Annotated in this window: 22 protein-coding genes; 10 read left to right on the top strand and 12 right to left on the bottom strand. The window is 45.5% G+C overall.

Annotation, left to right across the window (positions count from 1 at the left end; all coding sequences use genetic code 11):
• Positions 1-22: 22 nt before the first annotated feature.
• Entirely contained in the window at positions 23-1,171 is a 1,149-nt protein-coding gene (locus AAFP14_RS01775; RefSeq protein ID WP_341730611.1) for an NAD(P)/FAD-dependent oxidoreductase, read from the top strand.
• A 51-nt stretch (positions 1,172-1,222) separates the two neighbouring features.
• Positions 1,223-1,705, top strand: coding sequence for a hypothetical protein (locus tag AAFP14_RS01770; protein ID WP_340521903.1), 483 nt, complete (start codon positions 1,223-1,225; stop codon positions 1,703-1,705).
• A gap of 156 nt (positions 1,706-1,861) precedes the next feature.
• Here the strand turns inward: AAFP14_RS01770 and AAFP14_RS01765 are convergent, their stop codons facing one another.
• Complete coding sequence (locus tag AAFP14_RS01765; RefSeq protein ID WP_341730610.1) at positions 1,862-2,278, bottom strand: NUDIX hydrolase; 417 nt, start codon at positions 2,276-2,278, stop codon at positions 1,862-1,864.
• Between the two features lie 188 nt (positions 2,279-2,466).
• Positions 2,467-5,097: a M1 family metallopeptidase gene (locus AAFP14_RS01760; protein ID WP_341730609.1), complete on the bottom strand. Its 2,631-nt coding sequence runs from the start codon at positions 5,095-5,097 to the stop codon at positions 2,467-2,469.
• Between the two features lie 218 nt (positions 5,098-5,315).
• Here AAFP14_RS01760 and AAFP14_RS01755 point away from each other — a divergent pair, with 218 nt between their 5' ends.
• The gene (locus AAFP14_RS01755; RefSeq protein ID WP_341730608.1) at positions 5,316-6,398 is read left to right on the top strand and encodes a class I fructose-bisphosphate aldolase; all 1,083 of its coding nucleotides are present in this window, start codon (positions 5,316-5,318) and stop codon (positions 6,396-6,398) included.
• 115 nt (positions 6,399-6,513) lie between these two features.
• Here the strand turns inward: AAFP14_RS01755 and AAFP14_RS01750 are convergent, their stop codons facing one another.
• Positions 6,514-6,840, bottom strand: coding sequence for an antibiotic biosynthesis monooxygenase (locus AAFP14_RS01750; protein ID WP_341730607.1), 327 nt, complete (start codon positions 6,838-6,840; stop codon positions 6,514-6,516).
• Between the two features lie 368 nt (positions 6,841-7,208).
• Here AAFP14_RS01750 and AAFP14_RS01745 point away from each other — a divergent pair, with 368 nt between their 5' ends.
• Positions 7,209-7,502, top strand: coding sequence for a DUF2103 domain-containing protein (locus tag AAFP14_RS01745; RefSeq protein WP_341730606.1), 294 nt, complete (start codon positions 7,209-7,211; stop codon positions 7,500-7,502).
• Here the strand turns inward: AAFP14_RS01745 and AAFP14_RS01740 are convergent.
• The 7 genes from AAFP14_RS01740 to AAFP14_RS01710 form a co-directional block, all read right to left on the bottom strand.
• On the bottom strand, positions 7,491-8,114 hold the full coding sequence (locus AAFP14_RS01740) for a HEAT repeat domain-containing protein (protein WP_341730605.1): 624 nt from the start codon (positions 8,112-8,114) through the stop codon (positions 7,491-7,493). The two genes, AAFP14_RS01745 and AAFP14_RS01740, sit on opposite strands and share 12 nt — an antisense overlap.
• Positions 8,115-8,117: 3 nt before the next feature.
• Positions 8,118-8,951: a HEAT repeat domain-containing protein gene (locus tag AAFP14_RS01735; RefSeq protein WP_341730604.1), complete on the bottom strand. Its 834-nt coding sequence runs from the start codon at positions 8,949-8,951 to the stop codon at positions 8,118-8,120.
• A gap of 128 nt (positions 8,952-9,079) precedes the next feature.
• Positions 9,080-9,328, bottom strand: coding sequence for a phycobilisome linker polypeptide (locus tag AAFP14_RS01730; RefSeq protein ID WP_341730603.1), 249 nt, complete (start codon positions 9,326-9,328; stop codon positions 9,080-9,082).
• A 118-nt stretch (positions 9,329-9,446) separates the two neighbouring features.
• Entirely contained in the window at positions 9,447-10,316 is an 870-nt protein-coding gene (locus AAFP14_RS01725) for a phycobilisome linker polypeptide (protein ID WP_341730602.1), read from the bottom strand.
• A gap of 393 nt (positions 10,317-10,709) precedes the next feature.
• Positions 10,710-11,198, bottom strand: coding sequence for a phycocyanin subunit alpha (gene cpcA / locus AAFP14_RS01720; protein WP_340521912.1), 489 nt, complete (start codon positions 11,196-11,198; stop codon positions 10,710-10,712).
• Positions 11,199-11,304: 106 nt separating this feature from the next.
• Positions 11,305-11,823 carry a phycocyanin subunit beta gene (locus AAFP14_RS01715; RefSeq protein WP_341730601.1) on the bottom strand — a complete coding sequence of 173 codons (519 nt, stop codon included), beginning with the start codon at positions 11,821-11,823 and terminating at the stop codon, positions 11,305-11,307.
• 550 nt (positions 11,824-12,373) lie between these two features.
• Complete coding sequence (locus AAFP14_RS01710) at positions 12,374-12,574, bottom strand: hypothetical protein (protein ID WP_341730600.1); 201 nt, start codon at positions 12,572-12,574, stop codon at positions 12,374-12,376.
• Between the two features lie 491 nt (positions 12,575-13,065).
• Here AAFP14_RS01710 and AAFP14_RS01705 point away from each other — a divergent pair, with 491 nt between their 5' ends.
• The 5 genes from AAFP14_RS01705 to AAFP14_RS01685 all read left to right on the top strand — a co-directional run bounded on the left by AAFP14_RS01705 (position 13,066) and on the right by AAFP14_RS01685 (position 23,109).
• Positions 13,066-15,888 carry a cation-translocating P-type ATPase gene (locus tag AAFP14_RS01705; protein WP_341730599.1) on the top strand — a complete coding sequence of 941 codons (2,823 nt, stop codon included), beginning with the start codon at positions 13,066-13,068 and terminating at the stop codon, positions 15,886-15,888.
• A 228-nt stretch (positions 15,889-16,116) separates the two neighbouring features.
• Positions 16,117-17,373: a DNA replication/repair protein RecF gene (locus tag AAFP14_RS01700; protein ID WP_341730598.1), complete on the top strand. Its 1,257-nt coding sequence runs from the start codon at positions 16,117-16,119 to the stop codon at positions 17,371-17,373.
• 147 nt (positions 17,374-17,520) lie between these two features.
• On the top strand, positions 17,521-17,919 hold the full coding sequence (gene psb27 / locus AAFP14_RS01695; protein ID WP_340524981.1) for a photosystem II protein Psb27: 399 nt from the start codon (positions 17,521-17,523) through the stop codon (positions 17,917-17,919).
• Between the two features lie 125 nt (positions 17,920-18,044).
• Positions 18,045-20,591, top strand: coding sequence for a single-stranded-DNA-specific exonuclease RecJ (locus AAFP14_RS01690; RefSeq protein ID WP_341730597.1), 2,547 nt, complete (start codon positions 18,045-18,047; stop codon positions 20,589-20,591).
• Between the two features lie 265 nt (positions 20,592-20,856).
• Positions 20,857-23,109, top strand: a complete 2,253-nt coding sequence (locus AAFP14_RS01685; protein WP_341730596.1) for a serine/threonine phosphatase — start codon at positions 20,857-20,859, stop codon at positions 23,107-23,109.
• Here the strand turns inward: AAFP14_RS01685 and AAFP14_RS01680 are convergent.
• Positions 23,106-23,801 carry a PEP-CTERM sorting domain-containing protein gene (locus AAFP14_RS01680; RefSeq protein ID WP_341730595.1) on the bottom strand — a complete coding sequence of 232 codons (696 nt, stop codon included), beginning with the start codon at positions 23,799-23,801 and terminating at the stop codon, positions 23,106-23,108. The two genes, AAFP14_RS01685 and AAFP14_RS01680, sit on opposite strands and share 4 nt — an antisense overlap.
• A 488-nt stretch (positions 23,802-24,289) precedes the next feature.
• On the opposite strand from AAFP14_RS01680, the gene AAFP14_RS01675 reads away from it, so the two are divergent.
• Positions 24,290-25,531: an FHA domain-containing serine/threonine-protein kinase gene (locus tag AAFP14_RS01675; RefSeq protein WP_341730594.1), complete on the top strand. Its 1,242-nt coding sequence runs from the start codon at positions 24,290-24,292 to the stop codon at positions 25,529-25,531.
• A gap of 150 nt (positions 25,532-25,681) precedes the next feature.
• Here the strand turns inward: AAFP14_RS01675 and AAFP14_RS01670 are convergent, their stop codons facing one another.
• A complete protein-coding gene (locus AAFP14_RS01670; protein ID WP_341730593.1) occupies positions 25,682-25,900 on the bottom strand; it encodes a DUF4327 family protein in 219 nt (72 codons plus the stop codon).
• Positions 25,901-26,113 lie beyond the last annotated feature (213 nt).

The following is a 26,113-nucleotide window of genomic DNA, read 5'->3' as shown; positions in this document are numbered from 1 at the left end:
TAAATCTAAAATCTAAAATTGAATGGTTCGTATTGCAATTATTGGATGTGGTATTGTCGGAGCATCGATCGCCTTTGAACTGAGCCACTATCCCGAACTGAAAGTCACTGTATTCGACAAACAGCCACCAGCACAAGCATCCACCGGTGCAGCCCTCGGTGTATTGATGGGAGTAATCAGCCACAAAACCAAGGGCAGAAATTGGCAGTTAAGAGAAACTAGCCTTCAGCATTACGAAACTCTGATTCCTGAATTAGAAGCAATGACGGGGCGGAAAATTCCTTTTAACAAACAGGGAATTTTGATGCTTTGTTCCGAGGGAGAGGATTTAAGTAAGTGGGAAAAATTGCAAGCCACTCGCCAGTCTCAAGGTTGGAATTTGGAAATTTGGGATTTAGAGCAAGTGCGCGATCGCCATCCTCATCTTAATCTCAATCATCATATTATTGGTGCTATTTATTCACCTCGCGATCGACAAGTCGATCCCACAGCCCTGACTTTAGCTTTAGTTGACGCTGCTAAGCTCAAAGGAGTTAATTTTGAGTTTGGGGTAGAAGTTCAAGGCCTCATGGGCGGGAAAAATGCCCACCCCACAACCAATGTAATACCTTGTGGAACAGACATCTTGCCTGTGATTGAAAATGGTGCAAAATGTCAGATTCAAACAAATGTAGGAAATTTAGAATTCGATTGGCTAATTGTAGCTGCTGGTTTAGGCTCTTCTGCTTTAACCGCATCATTAAATCAATTGGTTGACATTCGGCCGGTGTTGGGACAAGCGCTACATTTGCGATCGCCCAAACCTCTAGAAAATCCTGATTTTGCCCCAGTAATTACTTGCAATGACGTCCATATTGTGCCTTTGGAAAATCAGGAATATTGGGTAGGGGCGACGGTAGAGTTTCCGGTAAATAGCGAGGAAATTCAGGCGAATGCTGATATGTTGCAGCAAGTCATGGAAAAGGCGATCGCCCTTTGTCCAGCCTTAGCAACAGCCAAGATTATCAAGCAATGGTCAGGATTGCGCCCACGCCCGGAAAAACGACCCGCACCAATTATCGATCGACTTTCCAGTAACAACAACATCCTCATCGCCAGCGGCCACTATCGCAACGGCGTATTACTCGCCCCCGCCACAGCACGCACAATTCGAGAAATGATTTTGCAATAATTAACAAATCTTAATATAATCAAGATTGCCATCCATCTCTTACATTTCAATATGTCCGAAAAACCTTTAGGTAAACCCCGCTCCTTGTGGAAAGTAATTTTGCTATCCGCAGCCACCTTGCTGCTGTACTACGGATGGTATAAATGGATTATTCAAGAAGAGTTGCGCCGCTATAACGGCACCGGGTGGTCAGGAACCCTCTGCTTGCTACCCTTTGTGTTAGGAGTAGCCATTCCCCAAGCTTTGCGAATCTACGATCCCGACGTTCCCGGATGGTTTGGTTGGTTTTCCTTCCTAGGCATTGCTTGGATTTACATCGTACAATTCAAACTTTACAACACAGTCAACGAACTGTATCGCCAAGAAGGAATCAAAGAACCGCTAACAGTTTGGTGGATTTTCATACCTGGTTTAAATTTAATAGTGGGTTTGCGCCAAATCCACTTTTTGAGCCAATTTTGGGCGATGAAACAGGGAATTGAAGTTAAAGATAACCTAGCAGAAAGCCTTCCTTTCCTGTCAGCTAACGCTTAATTTACTTCTTATCTTAGTCCGCCTGTGCGGACTTTGTTTGACAAGACGCGGTTGAAACCGCCGGACTTTGTTTGTTTAGACTTTTGAGCTTCTTATCTTAGTCCGCGCAGGCGGACTTTGTTTGACAAGACGCGGTTGAAACCGCCGGACTCATTTTTACCAAAATCTAGGCGACAAATCCCCAAGAATCAATTTCAATTCCGGTTCATCAACCCGCTTAATTGCTTTAGGAATACTCACCCACTGCCGCTTTCTCTTATAAGCTTCAGGCCAATTTTCCACCACAGTTTCTACTTGCAGTAAAAATACATCTACTTGCCAAGTACAACCAGACTTATAGTATTCGTAAGTCCCCATCAAATCTGGAAACACTCGACCCAATACACCTGCTTCCTCCCAAGCTTCCTTTGCCGCGGAATCTTCGGGAGTCATGTCAGGTTCAATCAAACCTTTGGGAATTACCCAGCGCTTACCTCCCGAAGAAGTAATCAGCATTACTTCAATTTTACCGTCCATAAGGCGGTAGGGAATTACCCCCGATTGTTCCACCAATACAATTGTTCTGCTACTCATAATTTAGGAAACATATTGTAGTGCAAAAACTGGTTCAACTTAATTGACACTTGAAAATTAAAAACATAAATTTCACCCAGGTTTTACATAACTTACGCGCGATGTCAAACACCCGGTTTCTTCCTCAATATCTCACATAAATCGAAATTTATCGAAGAAACCGGGTTTTTTAGGTTTATCTACTTAACCTAATCTTGTTTCGACTTAGCCTCCAAACTTTCCAAACGACTCTTCAAATCTTGATTATCCTTTTTCACCTGGTCTAATTCCTCTCGCAACTGCTTCACTGCTGCATCAGAACCCGCGCTTTTGAGCACTCTTTGCACAGCCTCATCCGCCATGCGACGAACGCGCCCATCAGGAGTTTGGTCCGCCAAAGAACGCAAAATCCGAATCGCTTTGCGAGTTTCCATTTGTCCTAATGCTGCAACTACAGATACTTGAGTCAAGAAAAAGGTCTCTCTAGACAATTCTGCCAGCCGCTGCAAAATCCGTTCTAAATTGATATTAGTTTGACCTGTTGAAATTGTACCCAAAGCACGAATTGCACCCAAGCGCAAAGCTTGGGGAGTACCAATGGCTGTGTATTTCAAAATCTGATTCAGCGCGTCTTCAGAGGTTTTCATTTGGGCTAAACCGGAGATCGCCCCCGATCGCACCACCTCATTCCACCCTTGACGCTCTTTCAGCACCAATTTTAACTCTTTCAGTACCTGTTCGTCAGTCGGTTTTTCATCGAGGTTAGCCCCTGCAATTCCCCCGATCGCACTCGCAGCCGCTGCTTCTACATAATAGCTAGCATCCCCTTTTTCAACAATGGATCTCAAAGCTTTATAGCTTTCGTGAGTTTTGATTTTACCCAGCGCCCCCACCACAGCACGGCGAACACGAGCATCTTTATCCTTCACACCAGCTACTAAACCATCAAAAGCTTGGTCGAGTTTAATTTCTACTAAATAGCCTGCAACTTCCGCACGCACCGCCCAAAACGGCTCTTTCTTCAGAGATTCTGACAGCGTATGCACGACCTCCAATCCTCCCTTTTTCGCCAAAGCTTGGGCGGCATAAATCCGGGAAACAGGGTCAGGATCGAATTGTAATTGAGCTTTTAGTTCGGCAACCGGCAACTCTAAACTAACTGTTTTTAAGTATTTATTTCCCACATCAAAACTAATGAAGGCTGGCTTCTGTTCCAGAGGAAAATAGAAACTTTGCTCCCGTTCGTAAACGCGCACTGTGAAAGTTTTCAGATTCGGCCCAGAGGAGGCAGAACTCTCATCGCTATCTGATTTTTCCGGCTTGTAACCGAAGCCGATCGGAATTTTGAGATCGAATACATCCTTACTGTTAGCATTGCCATTTTTAGGTTCTTTGATCTGAGTTTGGGTAACAGTAACTTTCGCTAGTTTGTTATCTCCATCCCAGGAATAAGCAACTTTGTAATCTGGATGACCGCCTCGATAAACGTACTGGTCAAACAAAAACATTAAATTGCGGCCAGTCGCTTTTTCGATCGCCCGCAACAAATCGATAGTTTCTACAGTTTTGTGAGCATTGTCCTGGACAAAAGTCTGAATAGCTTTGAAAAACAACTCATCGCCCAACTCGGCGCGGATCATGTGATAAACGCAAGCGCCTTTTTCGTACAAATGGCGATCGTACAATTCGATCGCCTCCCGGTAAACGTGAGTGACCATCGGGCGACGGTAGCGAGCACTATCTTCAGCTAAATAATTGCGCGCCTCATTTAACATATAGTAAGCCGCGTCTTCTTTCCCGTATGCTTTATCAGTCCACAGCACCTCGGAATAAGAAGCCATGCCTTCTTTTATCCAAGCATGAGACCAGTGTTTGATGACTACCAAATCGCCAAACCATTGGTGAGCTAATTCATGAGCAACCAAGCTTTCCGAACCACGATTATCCAGAGTAGCGCGTTCGTCTAACAAGCACCTATCTGTTAGCAAAGTTGTCGAAGTATTTTCCATCCCCCCGAAGATGAAATCATCGACGCAGACTTGAGCGTATTTCGGAAACGGGTAAGGGTAGCCAAATATCTGAGAGAAAAATTCAATCATTTGAGGCGTTTTGCCCATGGTGCGTTTGGCATCAGCTTCCCGGCTTCTTTCCACGTAATAATTAACAGGTTTGCCGTTCCACTCATCTTTAATTTCCGCAAAATCTCCCACAGCCAAAGTCATCAAATAGCTGGGATGAACCTGTTTTTGTAACCAGTGATAAATTTTATCATCTCCCTTGGTTTCTGTGTTGATTAATTCCCCGTTAGAAATAGCAAAAAGTTGTTTGGGAACTTGTACTTTAATTTCGGAAGTTGCCAGTTGTCCGGGATAGTCGAAACAGGGAAACCAAAAGCGCGAATCTTCATCTTCGCCTTGCGTCCAAACTTGAGTTGGTTTATCGGGGTAGTGTTTGTCGGGACCGACGAAATAAAGACCTCGCTGGGGTTTTTCGACTGCATAGTCGATCGCAATAGTAATTGGTTTGTAGGCTGCGGTTGGTTCTTGTAGTTGAATTTCTAGAAATTCGCCATCACTCTCAAAACTTTGCTCGATATTGCCGACTTTTACTGATTTAATTTTTAGGTTAACGGCATCTAAAGTTAATTTGTCAATACCGCTGCGGACTGGATTGATGCGGATGCTGCAAGTACCGTGAAAGCTTTGTTTGGGAATATCCAGCACTAAGTCCAGGAAAATATGCTCTACTTGACCGGGGCGATCGGGATTGTAATGCGGCCGAGCACCGGGCATCTCAAAGGATTTGTGACCGTTGTCAGAATCAAAGTATATGTGTGACATTTTGATGGCGAAGTTGTGAATCGAGCGCTGGTACTTGAGCTGCTGTTGAGCTGCCAGCTTATTCTAGAGTAGCGCGTCAAAGTTGCTCTTGTCTCTAATCTGATTAAAAACTTTGCTGATATTCCCCCGGATGGCAACTAGGATTTTTTTGCTACAATACCAGCAAGGCTAATGACTACAATCATTAGCCTACCATTGAAATTGAAGGGGAAATCTGTATGACAGCTACACTATCAGTTTCCAATTCCATCGAGTCTTGGCTCGGCGATGAAGCAGAAGACTTGCTGGGCTATCAAGCAAAAGTTTCTAAAGATTTATTGCACCTACCCGGCCCGGATTGGGTCGATCGCATTTTCGCTCAAACCGATCGATCGCCTCAAGTCCTCCGCTCTCTTCAGCAACTATATTCTAGCGGACGCTTAGCAAATACCGGCTATTTATCTATCCTGCCCGTAGACCAAGGAATCGAACACTCAGCCGGCGCTTCTTTCGCACCAAATCCCATCTATTTTGACAGCGAAAATATCATTAAATTAGCAATTTCTGCCGGATGCAATGCTGTCGCCACTACCCTAGGAGTTTTGGGAAGTGTATCTCGTAAATACGCGCACAAAATCCCTTTCATTGTCAAGTTAAATCACAATGAATTGCTAACTTATCCCAATCAATACGACCAAATAATGTTTGCTTCCGTCGAACAAGCTTGGAATTTGGGAGCCGTTGCAGTCGGAGCCACAATCTATTTTGGGTCGCCGGAATCGACCAGACAAATCCAAGAAGTCAGTCAAGCTTTTGCTCATGCTCACGAATACGGAATGGCGACAATTCTGTGGTGTTATCTCCGCAACGACATCTTTAAACAAGACAAAGATTATCACCTTGCAGCGGATTTGACCGGCCAAGCAAATCACTTGGGTGTGACAATTCAAGCTGACATTATTAAGCAAAAATTACCAGAGTGCAACCACGGTTACGAAGCTGTTGCTAAAGCTAGCAGTAACAGTTACGGCAAAACCGACAAGCGGGTTTATTCGGATTTAACGACGGATCACCCGATCGATCTGACTCGCTATCAAGTCCTCAACTGTTATGCAGGAAGGATGGGTTTAATTAATTCCGGCGGTGCTTCAGGAAAAACCGATTTTGCAGAAGCCATTCGCACAGCAGTAATTAACAAACGCGCTGGGGGTTGCGGTTTAATTTCTGGACGTAAAACCTTTCAGAGACCTTTTGAAGAAGGGGTAAAATTATTTAACGCCATTCAAGATGTTTACCTGTCTCCCAAAATTTCTATAGCCTAAAATCTGGCCATATAATATCTCGATCTTACTAGATCGGGATGCTCCCCTACAATTCGATATTACCCATTACCATATCCTCAGTCCAGTATCAATTCAACATACCCAACAGCCAAGTCTATTCATTTTTTGGCTTAATTTCACTAACAATTTCATAAACATCACTGTCTGGTATTTTCACAAACAAAGGCGTCATTTTATTTAAGATTTCCTGATAAGCTTCGCTATGGTTAGCAGCCATTTCATCTACGCTTTCCCAAAAAACGATAGCAATACCTTTGTCTGTATTAGGTAATTGCAGTAAGTATGCGCCCTTGAAACCTGTGACGTAAGTTGCAACCGCTTTTTCAAAAAGTTCTTCTGCTGCTTTAAATTTGCCTGGTTTAAATTCCCCAACCGCAACGTAGGCAAACTGATGTCTGAGAAAGTCTAAAAATTCTGACATAGGTCTGTCCTCCAAAAATCTGTCTCGACTAAATTTTATCAGAGTCGATCGCCTAATTTTGTGAACTTGACAATTTGTAAAATTGTTTCCAATTTAAGTAATATCGATCGCCCTAGCACTAAGAAATGATTGTTGACGATTGACTGTGAATGGGTTGATGATTGCTTTTTCTGAGCTACAATTGAGCATTGCGAGCATTCCATTTATTTTTATGACAGGCTCAAAAATGGGAACAGCAAGGCAAAAGCAGTCAAAACAATGGTTTGAGCAATTAATCACGTCTTAATTGATGGGTAAGTTCAGGAAATTGACAATTCCTCACCGTCGGGGGTGGCTTAGACTGGGTATGTTGAATTGGTAAAAAAGCTATGAACCCACAATCTAAAGGCCGCTTAGTTTGGAATCACTCTACCCATCTTGACGGATTGATACCAATTTTAGAGCGATTGACTCAAAAAATTGGCATTCAAACCATTACTCCCGGCGTCATTAACAAAGTTAAAGGTCACATCCCCCACATGACACTAAGAGTGTCAGTTCCCATTCGCGGGGGATTTAAAATTATCGCCAGACAGGGCAAAACTGTACAAGAAGTCTTTATATTAACCACTCTCCCTCAACGGGATTTGGAGGAGACCATCGCCCAAACCCTAGCCCGGTAACAATTGTTGTTGAGCAAGCATGGCCCGTGCCCTAACTGAAGAAGTTTCATCACCAGAGGCAATTTCCTCAAGTCTACTCAAAACTTGCGACAGCCAATCCGGTTGAACAGCAGCACTAGCCAAAGCTTGCAAACCACCTACTGCTGCGTAGCGCACCACCCATTCAGGGTCTTGGGACGCTTGCAGCAGCGTTTGAGATACGTTTTTTTGAGATTCGGGAATTTGTGCTGCGGGCATCAGTTCCCAACAAATGGTTCCCAAACCCCTAGCGGCCGCCCGTCGCACGCTCAAAGCAAAGTCATTGGCTGCTGCATCGAGCAAAATATTTAAACCTCTGGGATCGCCAATTCCCGCCAAAGCCCGAACAGCCCAAGCTCTCGCTCCGTAATTGTAGCCGTCAAGCTGTTCGAGAAGCGGCAGTACGGCTGGTTCTCCGACTTGAATCAGCCCGTCTACGGCGGCAACTGCTGCCCCTGGGTTGTTGTAGCCGAGCACTGTAATTAAGGTGGGAATTGCTTCTGTTGAGCCAGCGGCCGCCAGTGCTTTGACGGAGTTTAACAAGCCCTCAGCAGAATCTGCTTGTTCTACAGCTTGAATTAGTTGATTAGTCATAAGTTATAAAAGGCTATCCATTAAGTTCATAACGCGGATAGCTTCATCTGACAAAGATAGTGATGCTTGTTGTTTGAGATGATGCTCCAAAACTCCTTTTAGGGCAATCAATTTCATGCTATTTTCGGCTAAAGTTTCAGAGATAGCTTGAGCTCCGGGCAAATAGCCGATCGCCCCTAAGTCCATTAAAGCCGATCGTCTCAACTGCAAATTATCCCCATTCAAAGCAGTCACCAACAGTTCTCCGTAAACTGATTCCCCAGTTAACTGATACATCGCCCGCGCGGCCGCGTACTGCACCCGCTCGACAGAATGCTCTAAAAAAGGTTGAATTACTGGTAGCGCTTCCTCAGCTTGCAGGGTTCCCAAAGCTTCAATTACTGAGTCATAGGGTTGCACTAAGTGGGATTTTCCCGGCACGCGCACGGCCGCCGCCACTCCCCCATCTAATAGTTTCATCAGTGCCCCAATCCCATCCCGATCGCCCAGCATTTCTAGAGCTTGAGCCGCCGCTTCCCGCACGTAATAATCCTCACATTCCAAGCACTGAATTAGTGCTGGCAATGCTTGTTTGTCACCCAATTTTCCCAGAGCTCGCGCTGCATTTCGCAACAGAGAATAATCGCCAATTTTTGTTTGTTCCGATTCTTCTTGCAAAGCAGCAATCAGAGCTGCAATCACTGTCGGTTCTTTAACTCGAAATCTGCCCACCCACCATGCAGCGTAATAGCGGAGGCTGTAATCTTGGGAGCGGAGATTGGCGATCGCCTGTTCTAACGTTAAAGACTCGCCGCTAGCTACATCGGCCGGCGGTGAGTCTGATTCATAATAATCCATAGTTATTAGTCATTAGTCATTAGTCATTAGTTCTTAGTCATTAGTCATTAGTCATTAGTTATTAATTCCTAGCAACAAATCTGACTAAGCAAGACTAGATTAAAATACTAACGACTGCTGACTAATGACTATTCTGATTCTGGGCTGGCACTCAAAGCCTGAATATTCACAATTTTGCCGCCCATGCGAGTAATGCGCTGCATTTCTTGATTCATCCGGCTGTAAGGCACAGTGATAAATGTACTAGCGCTCGATCGAATCGAATAATCGATATTTTCCGTTTGATCGCTTTGGCGCAAGCCGACAACTTCATACCGAAAGCAGCGACCAGCAGAAGCTGTATTGCCACTTGTTCCTACTAAACTTTGACCCAACATAAGCTTCTTAGTAATTAGTAATGGGGAATTTGGGGCATTGGGCATTCAACATTAGTTATTAGTTATTTGTACTCTTCTAATAACTAATAACTAATAACTAATGACTAATGACTAAAAACTAAATTGGAGTAATGCTGGCGATTTTCCCGCCCAAACGCTGAAATTTCTGCATTTGCGACGACAAATCATCAACAGGTACGATAAACGCTTTGCTGCTGCGACGCACGTTGGGATATCCGCCCGTGCGAATGCCTGAAACTTCCACCCGGAAAAGTCGTCCTTCTTTGCCGTAAGCTGCCGCACCGCCGAAACCGCTGCTGGGAGTTACGTTTTGTGCCGAAGGGCGATAAGCCCAACCTTCGCTGCCACCGGAAGGGCCAACTACTGCCGTAGCACTGTTGCTACCAACTTCCACGGCTAGGCGAGAGTTATTGCCTTCTAGTTGAGCTGTATCGCTATTTGCGTAGCCCCGATACAAGCGGAACATCCGGGTAAAACCAACGGTTTTTTGTCCCCGCTGATTATCAAAACCCCGGTAGTAAGGGACGATATTTTCGCCAAAGTTTTCTTGATATTCTACGGAATCGATGTAGGAATCAATATCAGCATCGTATCCTTTGTTTTCGTACAAATCTAAGTGATAAACTACTTCAGATTCGTCGTAAATAGCGCGACCGAGCAGATGTTTGTAGTTTAGTTCGATCGTCCGAGTTTGGAAACTGCTGTAGAAAAACTTGGTTTTGTACAGTTCTGATTTAGCTACTGTGCGCACAAATTCTCGTACTGTTAAGCTGCCGTCTCGCAGCAAAGATTCAGCACTTTTCAAGCGCTCGGATTTCATCAAATAATCGTTCCCTAACAACTGGCGGTAAGTAGCGCGAATTACCATTTCTACGTCATCTTTTGTGTAATTCGGACGCAATTCTACCTTCGGGGCATCGCTCAATGCTGATGTCCCCAGTCTGGACGCTGCTGTTGTAATAGCCACCAGAATTTCTCCTAAATGTATGAATGTGAATTGAAAGCTTTGTGGTACTGGAGTGTTTTGCGACTTAGGCAAAAACAGTTATTTTGTAGTAAGTTGATTTTATAAAATCCACCCAACAATGTTTAATTGTCTGGTTTCTGTAATCATCCATTCAACTTACTTTCTTTGATGCGACTTTTTTCTACGACCAAATCTTTGAGCGCGATCGCTACCTGAAACAGCGTTATGCAGGACTCAATCGAGACATTTTTACTTCTCCCTTTTTGCTTTAAAAACTGAAAGCTTTTTAAAATTGTTTGGAAAACTTAACCCTCCAACGCAGATGCCCGGAATTGTAAACAACCGCTAACACTCAAGCTAACAGCAGCTTACATTTCCGGGCATCACGCAAATCTAGCTCAGGGCGTTGATTGCGTAGTCTAGGTAGGAGGTAGCTTCAGTAGCAGCATCGCCACTCAAACCGTGGTTGGCTTTGATGTACTTGAGAGCTTCAACGTACCAGCTAGGGGACAATTCAAAAGTCCGGTTGATTTCATCGATACCTGCAATCAGGTACTCATCCATTGGGCCTGTGCCGCCTGCAACCAAACAGTAGGTGACCATACGCAGGTAGTAGCCGATGTCGCGAGCGCACTTTGCTTTACCTGTTGCGGTAGAAGCATAGTTAGGGCCTTGCATTTGTTGGGTGTACGGGAATTTGTTGTACACTGCTTGGGCTGCACCGTCGATCAAGCGCTGAGAGTTAGCTGTCAGAGCTTTTGCTGCTTCTAGGCCAGCAGCAGCTTGGCGGAAACGGCCGAAGGCGACTTGAAGTTCGGTGCTGCTGAGGAAACGGCCTTGAGAATCGGCTGCTGTTACTGCTTCGGTCAACGGGGTTTTCATTGTCCTGTTTTCTCCCTAATAATGTTGTGTTGTTTTGGTACAGAGTAGTTGTAAAAATGCGATTTATCGCTTTTTTTACATTCAATTAATCGTCGCTGAGCTATTTTTAGCCGACTGCACTAGCTGCACGGTCGAAGTAGCCACCGATTTCGGACATCAGCGAGCTGCAATCGCCACGAGTAACACCGTTGGGGTCGTTAGCAATCGCGATCGCGGCTTCCTTCATTTTTTGGACGCCTGCTGCTACTGAAGCACCAGGAGTGCCCAAGGCCAGGTAGGTTTCCCGCAAGCCGTTCAAGCAACGGTCATCAAGAACGCTGGCATCACCTGCGAAAGTTGCATAGGTGACATAGCGCAAGATGATTTCCATGTCGCGCAAGCAAGCTGCCATGCGACGGCTGGTGTAAGCGTTGCCGCCTGGGGCGATCAATTGAGGTTGCTCAGCAAACAAAGAGCGAGCTGCATTGGCAACGATTGTGGAAGCGTTGCTGGTGATGCGGTTAACTGCATCAATGCGCTTGTTGCTGTCTGCAACCATGCTGCTGAGGGCATCTAGTTGACCTGCTGCCAAGAATTCGCCACGAGCGTCAGCTTGGGAAACTACTTTTGTAAAGGCGTCTAACATGAAACAACTCTCCTACTTGAGTTAATTGAGTTTGGTTGCGGTATAAAACCGTTAAGTTAAATTTGTTCAGGCCGATCGCCTGTAAGGGTTGAGGGTTGACACCAGCTAATTAGCTGAGCGGCTCGATCTCTCCCTTTCCGCTACCTGTACCATTGTTACATTGCAACGGACGTTTAAGAAACCTTAGAATATTTTACATCTTTTATGAGATGCGACAAACCTTGTCAAACAGTGTTTTTGTTAACTTTAGCCTGCCCCTTCAACCCTCTCCTACCCTTTATACAATGCTGACGAGTGTTTGTTTATTACAAATTATTACAGGAATTTATCTGTTAAGAGAGGCTGAGACTGGAAGACTACTGTGGCAATGGTTATAGTCTGGCGATCGCCTCCGATGCCCATAATTTTCTGGTAGGTTTTGCCAAATCCCCAAGGCCTTCTCAGGAGTCCACCTTCCTGATGTCCGGGGTTTGAGCCTATTGTTAAAAGAAGTTAAGATAATTAAACTTTCACAAGATAAATTTGGCAAAGCAAAAAAACAGCGACACATTCAACCCGATCGCCAGTTAGCGGTAGCGAAGCGATCTGCTTGAAGGAAATCCCTCAAATTACGATTCCGACTCTGACCGGACTGCCAATCCCTGTATCGAGTCATGTAGCTACTGACTTGCCCGACAGCAAACATGATTGCACCACGGCGCAAATAGGAAGGAAATTTATGGAACGCTTTATCTATTGCCGGGTGTGCCATAAGTGGGGTTACTGTGCTGTGTCGGGCGGCGGGGCATCTCTGGATGTCATCAAGTCCTAGGTCCAGAACGACTGACTAAACGACGTTTTCGTAACATAAAATTCTGCTTCAAGCTTGATATAGAACGGCGTTCCGATGAACGCTTAATAGTCACAAAATATCATGAATTAATCACGGTAAAAAATTAATTTACTAAGTTGTTCGGCATTTAAATTACATCGTTACCAACTTGTGGCCGAGCCTTCAATCCCTCTCCTCATCTCCCTATCCCCGATCTTTGAATAGAGTCTGTTGGCCCACGGAAATTCCTGATTTTTGGTAAGTTTGGTAAGGTGGATTAGTGCAATCAGGAGTACCTATACAGACAGAGCCAGAGAGAGGTTTCTAGCTTCCTCCTTCCTCTTAACTCTTCCCAATGCCCGATCGCCCCCTCCACTGGCTGTAGCTGTAGGGTCACAGCCACCTTTATGCCCCATGCTCGATGGTAATTTATGTCTTCAAATCCTCCGTCTTCTTGGCACACCGTAGCAATCGACACAACCCTGAAACAGCTCAGCAGCAACAAAGACACTGGCTTAAGGGCTCAACAGGTATCAGAACGCCTACAGCAATACGGCAAGAACGAACTAGAAGAAACAGCAGGCCGCAGCCCTTGGTCGATTTTTATCGATCAATTCACCAACATCATGTTGTTGATGCTGATGGCGGTAGCCATAATTTCCGGTTTCTTGGATATCAAATCCAACAACTTTCCCAAAGATGCGATCGCCATTTTTGCGATCGTCATCCTCAACGGCATTCTCGGCTATCTCCAAGAAAGCAGAGCCGAAAAAGCCCTCGCAGCCCTCAAAAACCTCTCATCCCCCCTAGTCAGAGTGGTGCGAGACGGCACAACTTCAGAAATAGCAGCTAAAGAAGTCGTCCCCGGAGACATCATGCTCCTGGAAGCCGGAGTGAAAATAGCCGCAGATGCGCGATTGATCGAAGCATCCAACCTGCAAGTCAGAGAATCTGCATTAACAGGAGAAGCCTTAGCAGTAACCAAAGAAGCGAATCTGGAACTTGCAGAAAATGCTTCCTTGGGCGATCGCCTCAACTTGATTTTTCAGGGCACAGAAGTTGTACAAGGGCGCGCCAAGGCGATCGTCACCAACACCGGAATGCAAACAGAACTAGGCAAAATCGCCACCATGCTTGCCTCCGTAGAAACCGAACCAACTCCCCTGCAACGACGGATGAGCCAGTTGGCGAATGTTCTAGTCTCCGGTGCGATGATTTTAGTCCTGATCGTCGTCATCGGCGGCATGATTACCTTCCAAAATGGCAGCCTTGGGTTCGATACCAGCAAATTTGAAGAACTCTTAGAAGTATCTCTGAGTATGGCTGTAGCCGTTGTCCCCGAAGGACTCGCAGCAGTTGTCACAGTCACTTTAGCCCTGGGAACCAAGCGGATGGTGAAGCGGCAGGCCCTGATTCGCAAACTACCAGCCGTAGAAACCTTGGGTTCAGTAACTACTATTTGTTCCGACAAAACCGGTACCCTGACCCAAAATAAAATGGTAGTTCAGCGAGTACACACAGGCAATTCTGATGTCGGCATCGACGGATCGGGTTATAACCCGATCGGCATTTTTACCGATCGCCAAAAATCGGCCCCAATTGATAACTTAGAAGCATATCCAGAACTCGAAGCCTTATTAATAGCTTGTGCAGTTTGCAACGACGCATTTTTGCAGCACCAACAGCAAGAATGGACAATTTTGGGAGATCCCACCGAGGGAGCCCTGCTATCTTTTGCCGCCAAAGCAGGCATATATAAAGATATGCAGTCTCAATTACTGCCACGGACGGCAGAATTTCCGTTTTCTTCCGAACGCAAGCGGATGAGCGTAATTTGCCAACTACCAGGGCGATCGCACAATTGCGGATTTCCCAAACCCGAAGGAGAAGAACCCAATTATTTAATGTTGACCAAAGGTTCTCCAGAGTTGACTTTGGAGCGATGTCAGGGCATGATTGTGGGCGATCGAATTCAACCCATAACACAGGAAATGCGCGATCGCATCCTTGCCGAAAACAATGATATGGCAAGTAGCGGTTTGCGAGTCCTCGGCTTTGCTTACAAACTATGGGAAAACTTACCACCATCAGGTTCCGAAGAAACCAGCGAACAAGACATGATTTGGTTGGGGTTGGTGAGTATGCTAGATGCACCGCGCCCGGAAGTACGGGAAGCTGTAGTGAAATGCCGGGATGCAGGGATTCGCGTGGTGATGATTACCGGGGATCACCAACTGACTGCTAAGGCGATCGCCCAGGATTTGGGAATTGCCAGTGTAGGCGATCGAGTCCTCACGGGTCAAGAATTAGAAAAACTCAGCCAAGAAGAACTCAAACACCAAGTAGAGCACGTTAGCGTTTACGCCCGCGTCTCCCCAGAGCACAAATTGCGAATAGTCCAAGCCTTGCAAAGTTGGGGCAAATTTGTCGCCATGACAGGTGACGGCGTTAACGATGCCCCTGCTTTAAAACAAGCCGATATCGGCATCGCCATGGGCATTACCGGCACCGATGTCAGCAAAGAAGCTAGTGATATGGTGCTGCTAGATGACAACTTTGCCACTATTGTCGCCGCCGCTGAAGAAGGACGAGTAGTCTATACTAATATTCGGCGTTTTATCAAGTACATTTTAGGCAGTAATATTGGCGAAGTTTTGACCATCGCCGCCGCCCCTTTAATGGGTTTAGGAGGAGTACCGCTGACTCCCCTACAAATTTTGTGGATGAACTTAGTTACTGACGGAGTTCCAGCGTTAGCTTTAGCGGTAGAACCAGCCGAACCGAATGTGATGAAGAAACCTCCCTTTAGTCCGCGAGAAAGTATTTTTGCGCGGGGTTTGGGTTCTTACATGATTCGGATCGGGATTATTTTTGCAATTTTGACCATAACCATGATGTCCTGGGCTTACGGATACACTCATGCGGCAAATTATCAGGGCGATCGAGAAGCTTGGAAAACGATGGTATTCACCACTCTCTGTCTAGCACAAATGGGTCACGCGATCGCCTGTCGTTCCCAAACTCAGCTAACTATTGAATTAAATCCCTTCACCAATATCTTTGTGTGGGGTGCAGTGATAGTTACAACTTTTATGCAAATGCTACTAATTTACGTTCCCCCACTCAGAACATTTTTTGGAACTCACTATTTGAGTTTATTTGAATTAATGGTTTGCTTCGGTTTCAGCGCCCTAATGTTTGTCTGGATTGAAATGGAAAAACTGTTTATACGCTTCTACAAACCCAGCCGATAACCATCAATATCTTCTCAATTCTCTTCCTCTGCGTCCTCTGCGCTCTCTGTGGTTAAATAATTCCGATCTAATCAAAATTGAGATATAGCCTTTCTCAGTTAGGTGAGCCTGTAATGGGTAATGGGGAACCCCCCCTGCCCTAGGGGGATGGGGCATCGGGCATTACTAATTACCAATTACCCATTCCCAATTCCCAATTACCCGATATTACAAAAGTGCTATATTATCATGTATCTCAAAAATATTCACCTCCGACAATTTCGCAATTACCTAGACCAAAAAGTAGTATTTGACGCTCCAAAAACCATTTTAGTAGGCAATAACGCTCAGGGAAAGTCGAATTTATTAGAAGCAGTAGAATTGCTTTCCACATTAAAAAGTCACAGGGCCACGCGCGATCGCGATTTAATCCTCGACTCCAAACCCATGGGGCAAATAGATGCCAGCCTAGAGCGTCAAACCGGCTCGATAGAATTAGCATTAACTATGCGCTCCCAGGCACGCCGTGTATGCAAGATTAACGGCGAACCTCTGCGCCGTCATTTGGACTTTTTGAGCGTCTTAAATGTCGTGCAATTTTCTTGTTTAGATTTGGACTTAGTGCGCGGTGCCCCGGAAATAAGGCGACATTGGATCGATCGCCTCGTAATCCAATTAGAACCAATTTACGCTCATATTTTGCAGCAATATAACCAAATTTTGCGCCAACGCAACGCTCTATTAAAAAGCTCTAAGGAAATTAGAAAAACCGATGTTTCCGAAACTATTGACAAAATGCAATTTATGGGAAACGAAACTCCCTTCTCACCAAATAGAGAACAATTCCCCATTTTTTCCCCCCTTCTGGGTGAGGGGGGGGTTGCCCAATCCCCCATTCCCAATACAGAATTAGCATTGTGGGATGCACAATTAGCAACGGCGGGTGCTCGTGTGATCCGTAGGCGCGATCGCATTTTAGATCGATTGATACCCTTAGCTCGCAATTGGCACTCTTCCATTAGCGGTTCTACAGAACTTTTGGATGTGAAGTACGCTGCTAATATTGAAGTAGGGCAAGAATTCATCGCTAAAGACAATCTTGAAGGAGTGCGGCAAGCATTTTTAGATAAAATTCAACAAAGGGCGATCGCCGAAAAAATTCAAGGTACTACTTTAGTCGGTCCCCACCGTGATGATATTACATTTACCATTAACAATACACCCGCTCGTCAATACGGATCTCAAGGCCAGCAACGAACTCTGGTATTAGCCTTAAAACTAGCCGAATTGCAGCTTATTGAAGAAGTCGTTGGCGAACCACCTTTGCTGTTGCTAGACGACGTACTTGCAGAACTCGATCTCAACCGCCAAAATCAACTTTTAGAAACCATTCAAGAACGATTTCAAACTCTAATTACTACTACCCATTTAGGCGCTTTTGACTCTCAATGGCTGGAACAAACTCAAATTCTGACCGTTGTTGCAGGACAAATCCATCAATTTTAGATAGGGGATTTTGAGATTGACATTGACAAAATATATATTTCATGGTATGGAGATATTTTTGGGTAAATTGACATCGGTATCCTGATTCGAGATAGGATAAAGGTTAATATTCGATCGCGAATTTGGCTGCCATTTCTCTAAACCCTTATGAAGCATTACATTTCCCGTCTGTTAGCCCTAGTATTAGTTGTTGTCCTAGGCATCAGTGGCTGTACCAATGTTCCAGCCACTCTCAGCGGAGACTACCGCCAAGACACATTAGACTTAGTAACCAGCTTGAGAACCTCGCTGACTTTACCAGAGGGTACGCCGGAAAAAGCAGCAGCTCAAGCAGATTCTCGCACAAAAATCAATGACTTTGCTGCTGCTTACCGTCGCGATCCCGCTCTTACCAAGCTTTCATCTTTCACAACAATGCGAACAGCTTTAAACTCTTTGGCCGGACATTACAGTTCCTATCCAAATCGTCCCGTTCCTGAAAAGTTGAAAAAGCGTCTTGAAGCAGAATTTCAGCAGGTAGAAATGGCTCTCAAAAGAGGAGCTTAATTCTTTTATTTTGAGAGTTGAACGAGAAAGTTATGATGACTTTCTCTCGAAACCCGGTTATTTTAAACAACCGGGTTTCTGATATTGATACTTTGATTGGCAATCAATTCTGTTAAAATCATCCTATGACAGAACCCCATCAAAACTGGCAAACTCAACCCTCAACTCAAGTCCCAGCTTGGCTAATCCAAGCTGTCAACAAACACGCACCGGAACTCCCTGGAAACTATGCCGCAGCACTCCTCTGGTATCGAGGCATTAAAAACCCAGAACAAATACCCGGATTCTTAAATCCCCAACTTTACCAGCCCGCAAGTCCCTGGGAATTCGGGCAAGAAATGAACTGGGCAATAAACAGAATCCATCAAGCAAAAAACCAGGGTGAAAAAGTCGCAATTTGGGGAGACTTCGATGCCGACGGTATCACCTCAACCTCCGTACTCTGGGATGGACTTGGCAAAATATTTTCCCAAAATGACCAACTAATTTATTATATTCCCAATCGTTTAACAGAATCTCACGGTCTCAATATTCCCGGCATAAACACCTTAAAAACCTCCGGCGTTAACCTAATTATTACCTGCGACACCGGCAGTACAAATATCGCCGAAATCAAATATGCCACAAGTTTAGGCATAGATATAATTATTACAGATCATCATACCCTCCCCGACGATCGCCCTGACGCAGTAGCCATTATCAATCCCCGATACCTCCCATCAAATCATCAACTTTTTCACCTATCCGGTGTCGCCGTCGCCTACAAATTAATCGAAGCACTATATCAAACATTGCCAGATATTCCCCAGGTTGCTTTAACAGAGTTATTAGAATTAGTAGCCATCGGATTAATCGCCGATTTAGTCCAACTCACAGGAGACAGTCGCTACCTAGCTCAACTGGGCATACAACAACTACAAAAACAACTCAAACATCCCACTCGTCCGGGGGTGGCTAAATTACTACAATTGTGCAACAAAAATGGCGATCGCCCCACAGACATTTCCTTCGGACTAGGCCCCCGCATCAACGCCGTTAGCCGCATCCAAGGCGACGCCAGTTTCTGCGTAGAACTCCTCACCAGCCGCGACAAAAAACGCTGCGAAGAACTAGCACTCTTAACCGAAATAGCCAACTCCAGGCGCAAATCTTTACAAACATCTGTAGCCAAAGATGCAGCCCAAAAATTAGCCAAACTAGACCTGTCCACTACTAGCGTCATCGTCCTCTCTGACCCCCAATGGGCCCTAGGAGTATTAGGATTGGTAGCCGGACAAATCGCCCAAGAATACGGCCGCCCCGTAATTTTATTCAGCACCGAAGCCACACCAGAAATCAACGAAACTCTCCCAGAAACAGAATCGATCCAATCTTTAGACTCAGAAATACCCACAGTCTCCCAATCCCGAATTGCCAGAGGTTCTGCCCGTTCCACCAATCAAATCGACCTTTACCAATTAGTCAAAGACCAAGCACATTTATTAGATAGATTTGGCGGTCATCCCTTCGCCGCTGGATTGAGTCTGCCCGTGGAAAATATCCCCCTATTTACCGATGCTGTCAACCAGCAACTACGGCAGAAATACAGCACCGAAAGTTTGACACCATCTCCCGTCCAAGCAGACCTCACAATTACTGTTGCTGAGTTAGGAAAAAACCTCTTTCAAGAATTAAAATTACTCGAACCCTGCGGTATGGGAAATCCCGCACCAAAATTACTGATTCTTAACTGCTGGTTTGACAATGTTTGGAATAAAAATATCAAAGATGGGAAAGGACAAGAAATTAAATATATCAAAACCAGATTTAAAATTTGGGATGAATCTGTCAATACAGGATTTCCCGGTATTTGGTGGGGACACTACCGAGACGAAATTCCTGAAGGTCGATGCGATGCTATAGTGGAACTAGACTTCAATACCTATGAAGAACAATATGAAGTGCGACTGATAGCATTGCGTTCTCGCCAAGAATCAAACCCCATCCAGCCGACCAATCAAATAGATTGGATATTAGACTGGCGGAGTGGCAATCCAGAGGCAGAATTATTAGCAGCCAGCAAAAACTTAGCCTCTCCAATATCAGCAGAACATCGAGTTGATTCCTCCGAAATATTCGATCGACCAAACTGCCTCATCCTCCAAAAATGCCCCACAAGTTGGGATGAAATGCGGATTTGGTTGAGAAAAGCACAGCACAATCAACAAAAACTGGCGATCGCCTACAGCTTACCCCCAGCAGTCCCCCCTGAGCAAATCTGGCAACAGCTAATCGGTATCGCCAAATATCTCAGCCGCACCCAAAAACCTGTAACCAGACAGCAACTAGGCCACAAACTCGGCATCAGCGACACATCCCTGCAATTGGGGTTCAAAACCTTAACCCATCTTGGTTTCAAAGTCAATTATCGCGATCGAGCCTTTTACATCACCAGACAAGCCGAAACGGAAAACAGAGGAAATAACATCTCCAAATCCTTATTACCTAGCCAATCCACCCAATTCTCCAATTCCAATTCTCGACAACTAGCCCACTGGACAGCAAAATTCCTAGCAGCAGTCTCCGAAGAACAATTCCGGCGTCAATATTTCTGTCAAGTACCCCTGTCCACCATTCAATCCATCGCCAGAGAGACTTTTTTCCAAGAAGATTCCCCAGCAATTCCTTTCTAACTCAACCAAAAACCACATTCTCAGGAACAGCATCTCTGACAGGTTAGACAACACATCAACTTTGTTATCGGCACCACAGGAGAACCCCCCCCCACCAAAGTGTCACATCTCGATTCCCAGAAATATCTTCGTTCTCAATTCATGCCGATAAAATAGGTCATAGGACAATGGGAGTTATCCGTTGCAACTCTTGCCCAAAACTCAGAAGAACCCAAAACTCCCTCCCTCTTAAATTCGATCGCACATCTTCAAATTTTTAACCCCTATGCTCCTGTGTCCCCGCTGCCAGTTTGAAAATCCCAATCAAAACAAGTTTTGTCAACAATGCGGAAATTCCCTAACTTACAAATCTTGTCCCCAATGCGGCGTCCAAGTCGCTGTGAGCGCCAAAGAATGTCAGAATTGTGGCACCGCAACAGGTCAAGTGTGGCAAGCAATTATTTGCGGTCGATCGAATTTGCCAGCAGTTGAGACAGAGGAACAGCCACCACAACCAGACACTCTTCCCCAAAGCACCCCCATCGCCAACTCCGTTGAATTCCCAACAGACGCAACTCCAACAGAAATCATCACCCCAGCCCAAGACCCAGCATTAGTCCCAGCAGCAGTTGAACCACCAATCGATGCTGTAGTCGGCGTGAGCGCGATCGTCCCCGAATCCTTTCAAACAGACCAAAAAAGCACTAATGCACCACTAGACAGCCAAATAACCCCATCCCAAAGCAATTTGGACACCACTACAGACCCTGAAGCCCAACAGGAATCCACAGAAAATCGCGATCGCCCAACCATCGCCAACACCCCTCCCCAAGCTTCCGAACTCCCCACTTCCAACTCCCAAAACTTAATCCCTTCCCAGCCAGCAGGAGCCTATCTCGACAGCCAACAGCGCTACCAACTCCTAGAAACCCTACCACCAAGAAAACCCTCAGACACAGTAGCCGTAACAGTCTTAGACTGTCAGCCACTGCAAATGTCACCCCTCAAAGCCCTCCTAGCAGCCAATTCTGCCACCGTCGCCAAACGAGCCTCCCCCTACAGAGGAGCCCTAGAACCCAGAGCCAACTTCACCGACTCCGCCCTAGAAAAGCTGTGCCAAGGCATAGCCGAACCTTATCTAGCTCTGAGATGGCAATTCTCCCAAAACCTCCCAGTCATTCACGATAGCTGGCTAGAAAACCAACAAGCAGTGCTGCTGTTAGAAGACTGCTCCCAGTGGCCACTGCTCATAGAACGCTGGAGTCAACCCGAAACCTCCACCCAACAAATTCTGTACTGGCTCCACGAAATGACAGAACTGTGGGCAGCCCTAGAACCCTGGCGCTGTCGCCAAAGTTTGTTGGAACTGACAAATTTGCTAGTCAACCCCGACTCTTCCTTTGCATTAGCCTCTTTGCGGCTGCAACGTCTCTATCCCGAACCCCCCGACTCCAACCTGCAACTGCTAGATTTGGGGCAATTGTGGCAGACCATATTTAACCAGTCCGATCGCACCCAATTTGGCGCCTTGCTCGAACTCCTGCAAGAAATGTACAGGGGCGAAATTCATACCATAGACGAATTGCGATCGCGCCTAGAGACCGTCCCCCTAGAACTCCAACCCGAACCAGCAAAAACTTCCACTCCCACACGCTTCCAATTTGGCAAACCCGAAGAACCCAGTCCCGACCCAGGGGAAGTCTTAACCCAGCCCATGCCAGTGCAGATTTACAGCTTGGAAGACGCAGGTATCACCGATGTCGGACTCCAGCGCGCCCACAACGAAGACTTCTTCAGCATCTGGACTCAAATCAACAAGCTCGAAACATCCTTCGGTAGAACCTTCCAAACCAAAGGACTGTACATTCTCTGTGACGGCATGGGCGGACACGACAGTGGCGAAGTCGCCAGTCAACTAGCCGCCGAAACCCTCAGAGAATTCTTTCAAACCAGTTGGGAGAATCAACTCCCTTCCGCAGAAACTATCCGCAAGGGCATTTTATTAGCCAACAAAGCCATCTTTGAAATCAACCAAAAGGAAAGCCGTTCCGGCAGTGGTCGCATGGGTACAACTCTAGTCACAGTCTTAGTTCAAGACACCCAAGTGGCCTTTGCCCATGTAGGCGACAGCCGCCTCTACCAACTCCGAAAAGGACAATCCCTAGAAAAACTCACCTCAGACCATGAAGTAGGCCAGCGGGAAATTAAGCGCGGGGTTGACCCCGAAACAGCATATTCTCGCCCCGATGCCTATCAACTGACTCAAGCCATCGGCCCACGAGACAGTAATTTTCTCAAACCTGATGTCCAGTTTTTAGAATTGTCTGAAGATACTTTATTGATTTTGGCTTCTGACGGTCTGACAGACAATAATGTTTTGGAAACCTACTGGCAGACCTGTCTCGAACCACTCTTAGACTCACAAGCTAATTTGGAGCAAGGAGTGGCGAAGTTAATAGAACTAGGCAACAAACACAATGGTCATGACAATATCACAGCCATTGTGATTCGGGCCCTAGTCGGGACATCGCGATTTTAGACTTTGGAGGCTACCCACTTTTTCTTGGCCGCTCCCAAGCCAGCGGCCGCCAGACCTAAACCTGCAACAGTCGCAGGTTCGGGAACAGCCTCCGAATTTTCATGGCAGGGCTGGATTTCCTCTACTATCAAATATCCAGTGTTGACGGATTTTCCATTGGATTGTCCCCCACCCGATTGCATCCAACTAATCCTCCCTCCGCCAGCACCGAAACCTTCGCCAAATATTCCCAAAGCTGGCAGAATGCGATAATTACCAAAAGCCCATTGACTTGCTAATTGAGCTATAACTCCACTGCCTATGACCTTAGCATCAAACACAAACCGTGTTTTCACCGTATCGAAGGGGGCCCACAGCAAAGGAGTAAGTAGTTCACCCCTGTCTCCTGAACTCGCTTTAGACAAATCCCAGGATTTCCCCCATACCGTTGCCGAAAAGCTTGTGAGCGCGAACCATTGATTGCTCGCTTTTATTTCTAGGGGCGGCATTGAGAAGCTAGATAAAATAGTGTCTTGATAAGGAGTCGAGCCATCATAGCTGAAGGAGCCTTCACCTACTAGAGAGTTACTCGAATCAAAAAAACTTAAACTAAAATTAAGTGAGGCCGCCTGTGCTGAGTTGACCCCAGTCAAGGCAAATCCCAGAACAGTACCTGTCACAGCAACAGCAAATTTACCTAAAATATTAGTCATTGTTCACCTAATTTTTGTATTGTCAAGTATTGCATCGAGGAGTTTTGTTTTTGAACTTCCTCTGCTAAAGTAAGTCAATTAAAAATACCAAATACCCCCATTGCCGACTTCTTTAAGCGATCGACAATCCCCGATCGGCATTTGTTACCTTTAACCCCGTGGACTTAGCGCTCCGTAATTTTACACATGAATACCCACCAGAAACATCTCCAATAATCATGTTTATCAAATCTTTAATAAAAATTACGCTATTATGAAGATTTAATCAAACTTCTGGCTACAACTCCTAGGGGAATCAGCGCATCTATTGTTAGTTGTTTCTGATTAAAAACCAAAAATTCCCCCTTGAATATTACAAAATTTAATTATGTTTAATTTTTAGTTATTAATCCTTAAAATTTCCTTACTTAATTCCCTATACTCTCAACCTGTAAATTATCTTTTGCCCGCCACTGCCAAACAACGGATCTCAACCACATCAATTGAAAATGCTGCTGACCCTTTTAGATCCAGAACAAAATACCCCTCTGCAACAGTGGAGTTTTGAAAGCGAATCCATTGTTCGCATCGGCCGTTCTCCTGAAAATCACGTTGTGATCCCCAATGCTCTAGTCTCCCGGCAGCACCTGGAATTGCAAAGAATTAAAAGTGGTGCATCTAGTCAGTGGTATTTAGTCAATTCTGGGACTAATGGGACTTTTGTTAACGGTATGCTTTTATCTCAGGGATGGATATCCGACGGTGCTTTAATCCAGTTAGCGCGAGGTGGCCCACTGCTACATTTCCAAGTCACCACCATTGCTTGTGGTGGCAAAATCGAAACCATGCCTCCCATTGCTCGTCCCTCTCCCCTATGCACCCATGCGGGAAACCCCCCTGGTAATTTATTCTGCATCCACTGTGGCGAACCGATTAAAGTCGAGCGCACGGTGCGAAACTACCAAGTGCTACGAACTTTGGGTCAAGGCGGTATGGGAACAACCACCTTAGCTTGGGATCGAGACAAAGCAAAAGCTCAACAACCAGGAAGTTCCCCCGCAGCTTCTTTGGTAGTTCTCAAGGAAATGAATGCTGACATGGCTCAAATCGCCAAAGCTCAAGAACTTTTTGAACGGGAAGCTAAGACCCTCAAATCTCTCCATCATCCCGGAATTCCTCAGTTTTTTGACTTTTTTGTCGAAGGGGGCAAAAAATACTTGGTGATGGAAATGCTCCACGGCGAGGATTTAGAAAAACGCATCTATAACCGCGGCCCTGTTACTCCGCAGCAGGCTATAGAGTGGATGATTCAAAGCTGTGAAGTTTTGGAATACATTCACTCTCAAAAACCTCCCATCGTCCACCGGGATATTAAACCTGCTAATTTGCTAGTCCGACATCGAGACAATGGCATTTCAGTGCTCGATTTTGGCGCTGTTAAAGAAATTGGCACTCCTCCGGGTACTCGCATCGGCGTTGAAGGTTACACAGCGCCTGAACAAGACCGGGGACAGCCTCTTCCTCAGTCGGATTTATATGCTATTGGCCCTACTTTGATTTTTTTGCTCACCGCCAACGGCCCGCAAAAGTATTACGGCAAGATAGCTGGAGGTTATGGTTTTAAGCTCGAAAATATTCCCACTATTACCCCAAAATTGCGAGAAATTATCTTAAAAACCACAGCAGCTAAACCTGGGGACAGGTTTCAAACTGCTAAACAATTAGCTCAAGCTTTAGCAGCTTGCCTTTGAAGGCAGGCAGAAGTTAGAACCTGTATTTTTTGTTCATGATTTCTTTAATGTCAGCAAAAGTCGCTCAAAAAAACCTTTATTTAGTATCAGCTCTGAGGATGTTTGGAAACCCCCTATTTCTAAACACCCTAGTCTTCCTTGTCGTTGCTCTTATTCTTCGTCCCAAGCTTCTACAGCTAACAACTCGCTCACGGGGTCTTGCATGGAAAAGTCAAACTCTGTGAGTTGCTGCTTCCAGTAGGGCCATTCGTCCCCGTATAGCAGAGCAATCTTCCAAATGCTGTCTGTCGGTTTGATGATGTCAGACGTGACGAGAGATTGCACCTGACGCTGGAACTTAACCATCGGCTGTATAACCTGCTGGTTCATAATACCTCTTGAATTGTTTAAATCTTGCTTGTAATTACAACTTCCCGGCTCTCACTTTTTGTCGCAGTTTCGCCAAGAACAGTTTCACCAAGATACGTGTAGATTTTTTTCGGGAAGCTACATCTTCAACTTATATCTTAACATCGTTGGTTTTGACAAGGGGCTATAAGCAAGACTTAATAGTCAAGACTGACTCGAAAGAATTGATCATCT

This window comes from Microcoleus sp. EPA2, from assembly GCA_020882975.1.
Taxonomy (GTDB): Bacteria; Cyanobacteriota; Cyanobacteriia; order Cyanobacteriales; family Microcoleaceae; genus Microcoleus.
Note: the sequence above shows the minus strand (reverse complement) of the source record. Positions and strands in the feature narration are given on the sequence as shown.

Coding starts and splice junctions, on each gene's coding strand:
- AAFP14_RS01735 (WP_341730604.1), bottom strand. CDS start 8,951: ATGGATTATTATGAATCAGACTCACCGCCGGCCGATGTAGCTAGCGGC.
- AAFP14_RS01750 (WP_341730607.1), bottom strand. CDS start 6,840: ATGTCAGAATTTTTAGACTTTCTCAGACATCAGTTTGCCTACGTTGCG.
- AAFP14_RS01670 (WP_341730593.1), bottom strand. CDS start 25,900: ATGAACCAGCAGGTTATACAGCCGATGGTTAAGTTCCAGCGTCAGGTG.
- AAFP14_RS01745 (WP_341730606.1), top strand. CDS start 7,209: ATGAACCCACAATCTAAAGGCCGCTTAGTTTGGAATCACTCTACCCAT.
- AAFP14_RS01730 (WP_341730603.1), bottom strand. CDS start 9,328: ATGTTGGGTCAAAGTTTAGTAGGAACAAGTGGCAATACAGCTTCTGCT.
- AAFP14_RS01700 (WP_341730598.1), top strand. CDS start 16,117: ATGTATCTCAAAAATATTCACCTCCGACAATTTCGCAATTACCTAGAC.
- AAFP14_RS01765 (WP_341730610.1), bottom strand. CDS start 2,278: ATGAGTAGCAGAACAATTGTATTGGTGGAACAATCGGGGGTAATTCCC.
- AAFP14_RS01675 (WP_341730594.1), top strand. CDS start 24,290: ATGCTGCTGACCCTTTTAGATCCAGAACAAAATACCCCTCTGCAACAG.
- AAFP14_RS01710 (WP_341730600.1), bottom strand. CDS start 12,574: ATGGCACACCCGGCAATAGATAAAGCGTTCCATAAATTTCCTTCCTAT.
- AAFP14_RS01685 (WP_341730596.1), top strand. CDS start 20,857: ATGCTCCTGTGTCCCCGCTGCCAGTTTGAAAATCCCAATCAAAACAAG.
- AAFP14_RS01690 (WP_341730597.1), top strand. CDS start 18,045: ATGACAGAACCCCATCAAAACTGGCAAACTCAACCCTCAACTCAAGTC.
- AAFP14_RS01740 (WP_341730605.1), bottom strand. CDS start 8,114: ATGACTAATCAACTAATTCAAGCTGTAGAACAAGCAGATTCTGCTGAG.
- AAFP14_RS01770 (WP_340521903.1), top strand. CDS start 1,223: ATGTCCGAAAAACCTTTAGGTAAACCCCGCTCCTTGTGGAAAGTAATT.
- AAFP14_RS01680 (WP_341730595.1), bottom strand. CDS start 23,801: ATGACTAATATTTTAGGTAAATTTGCTGTTGCTGTGACAGGTACTGTT.
- AAFP14_RS01715 (WP_341730601.1), bottom strand. CDS start 11,823: ATGTTAGACGCCTTTACAAAAGTAGTTTCCCAAGCTGACGCTCGTGGC.
- AAFP14_RS01760 (WP_341730609.1), bottom strand. CDS start 5,097: ATGTCACACATATACTTTGATTCTGACAACGGTCACAAATCCTTTGAG.
- AAFP14_RS01755 (WP_341730608.1), top strand. CDS start 5,316: ATGACAGCTACACTATCAGTTTCCAATTCCATCGAGTCTTGGCTCGGC.
- psb27 (WP_340524981.1), top strand. CDS start 17,521: ATGAAGCATTACATTTCCCGTCTGTTAGCCCTAGTATTAGTTGTTGTC.
- AAFP14_RS01705 (WP_341730599.1), top strand. CDS start 13,066: ATGTCTTCAAATCCTCCGTCTTCTTGGCACACCGTAGCAATCGACACA.
- AAFP14_RS01775 (WP_341730611.1), top strand. CDS start 23: ATGGTTCGTATTGCAATTATTGGATGTGGTATTGTCGGAGCATCGATC.
- cpcA (WP_340521912.1), bottom strand. CDS start 11,198: ATGAAAACCCCGTTGACCGAAGCAGTAACAGCAGCCGATTCTCAAGGC.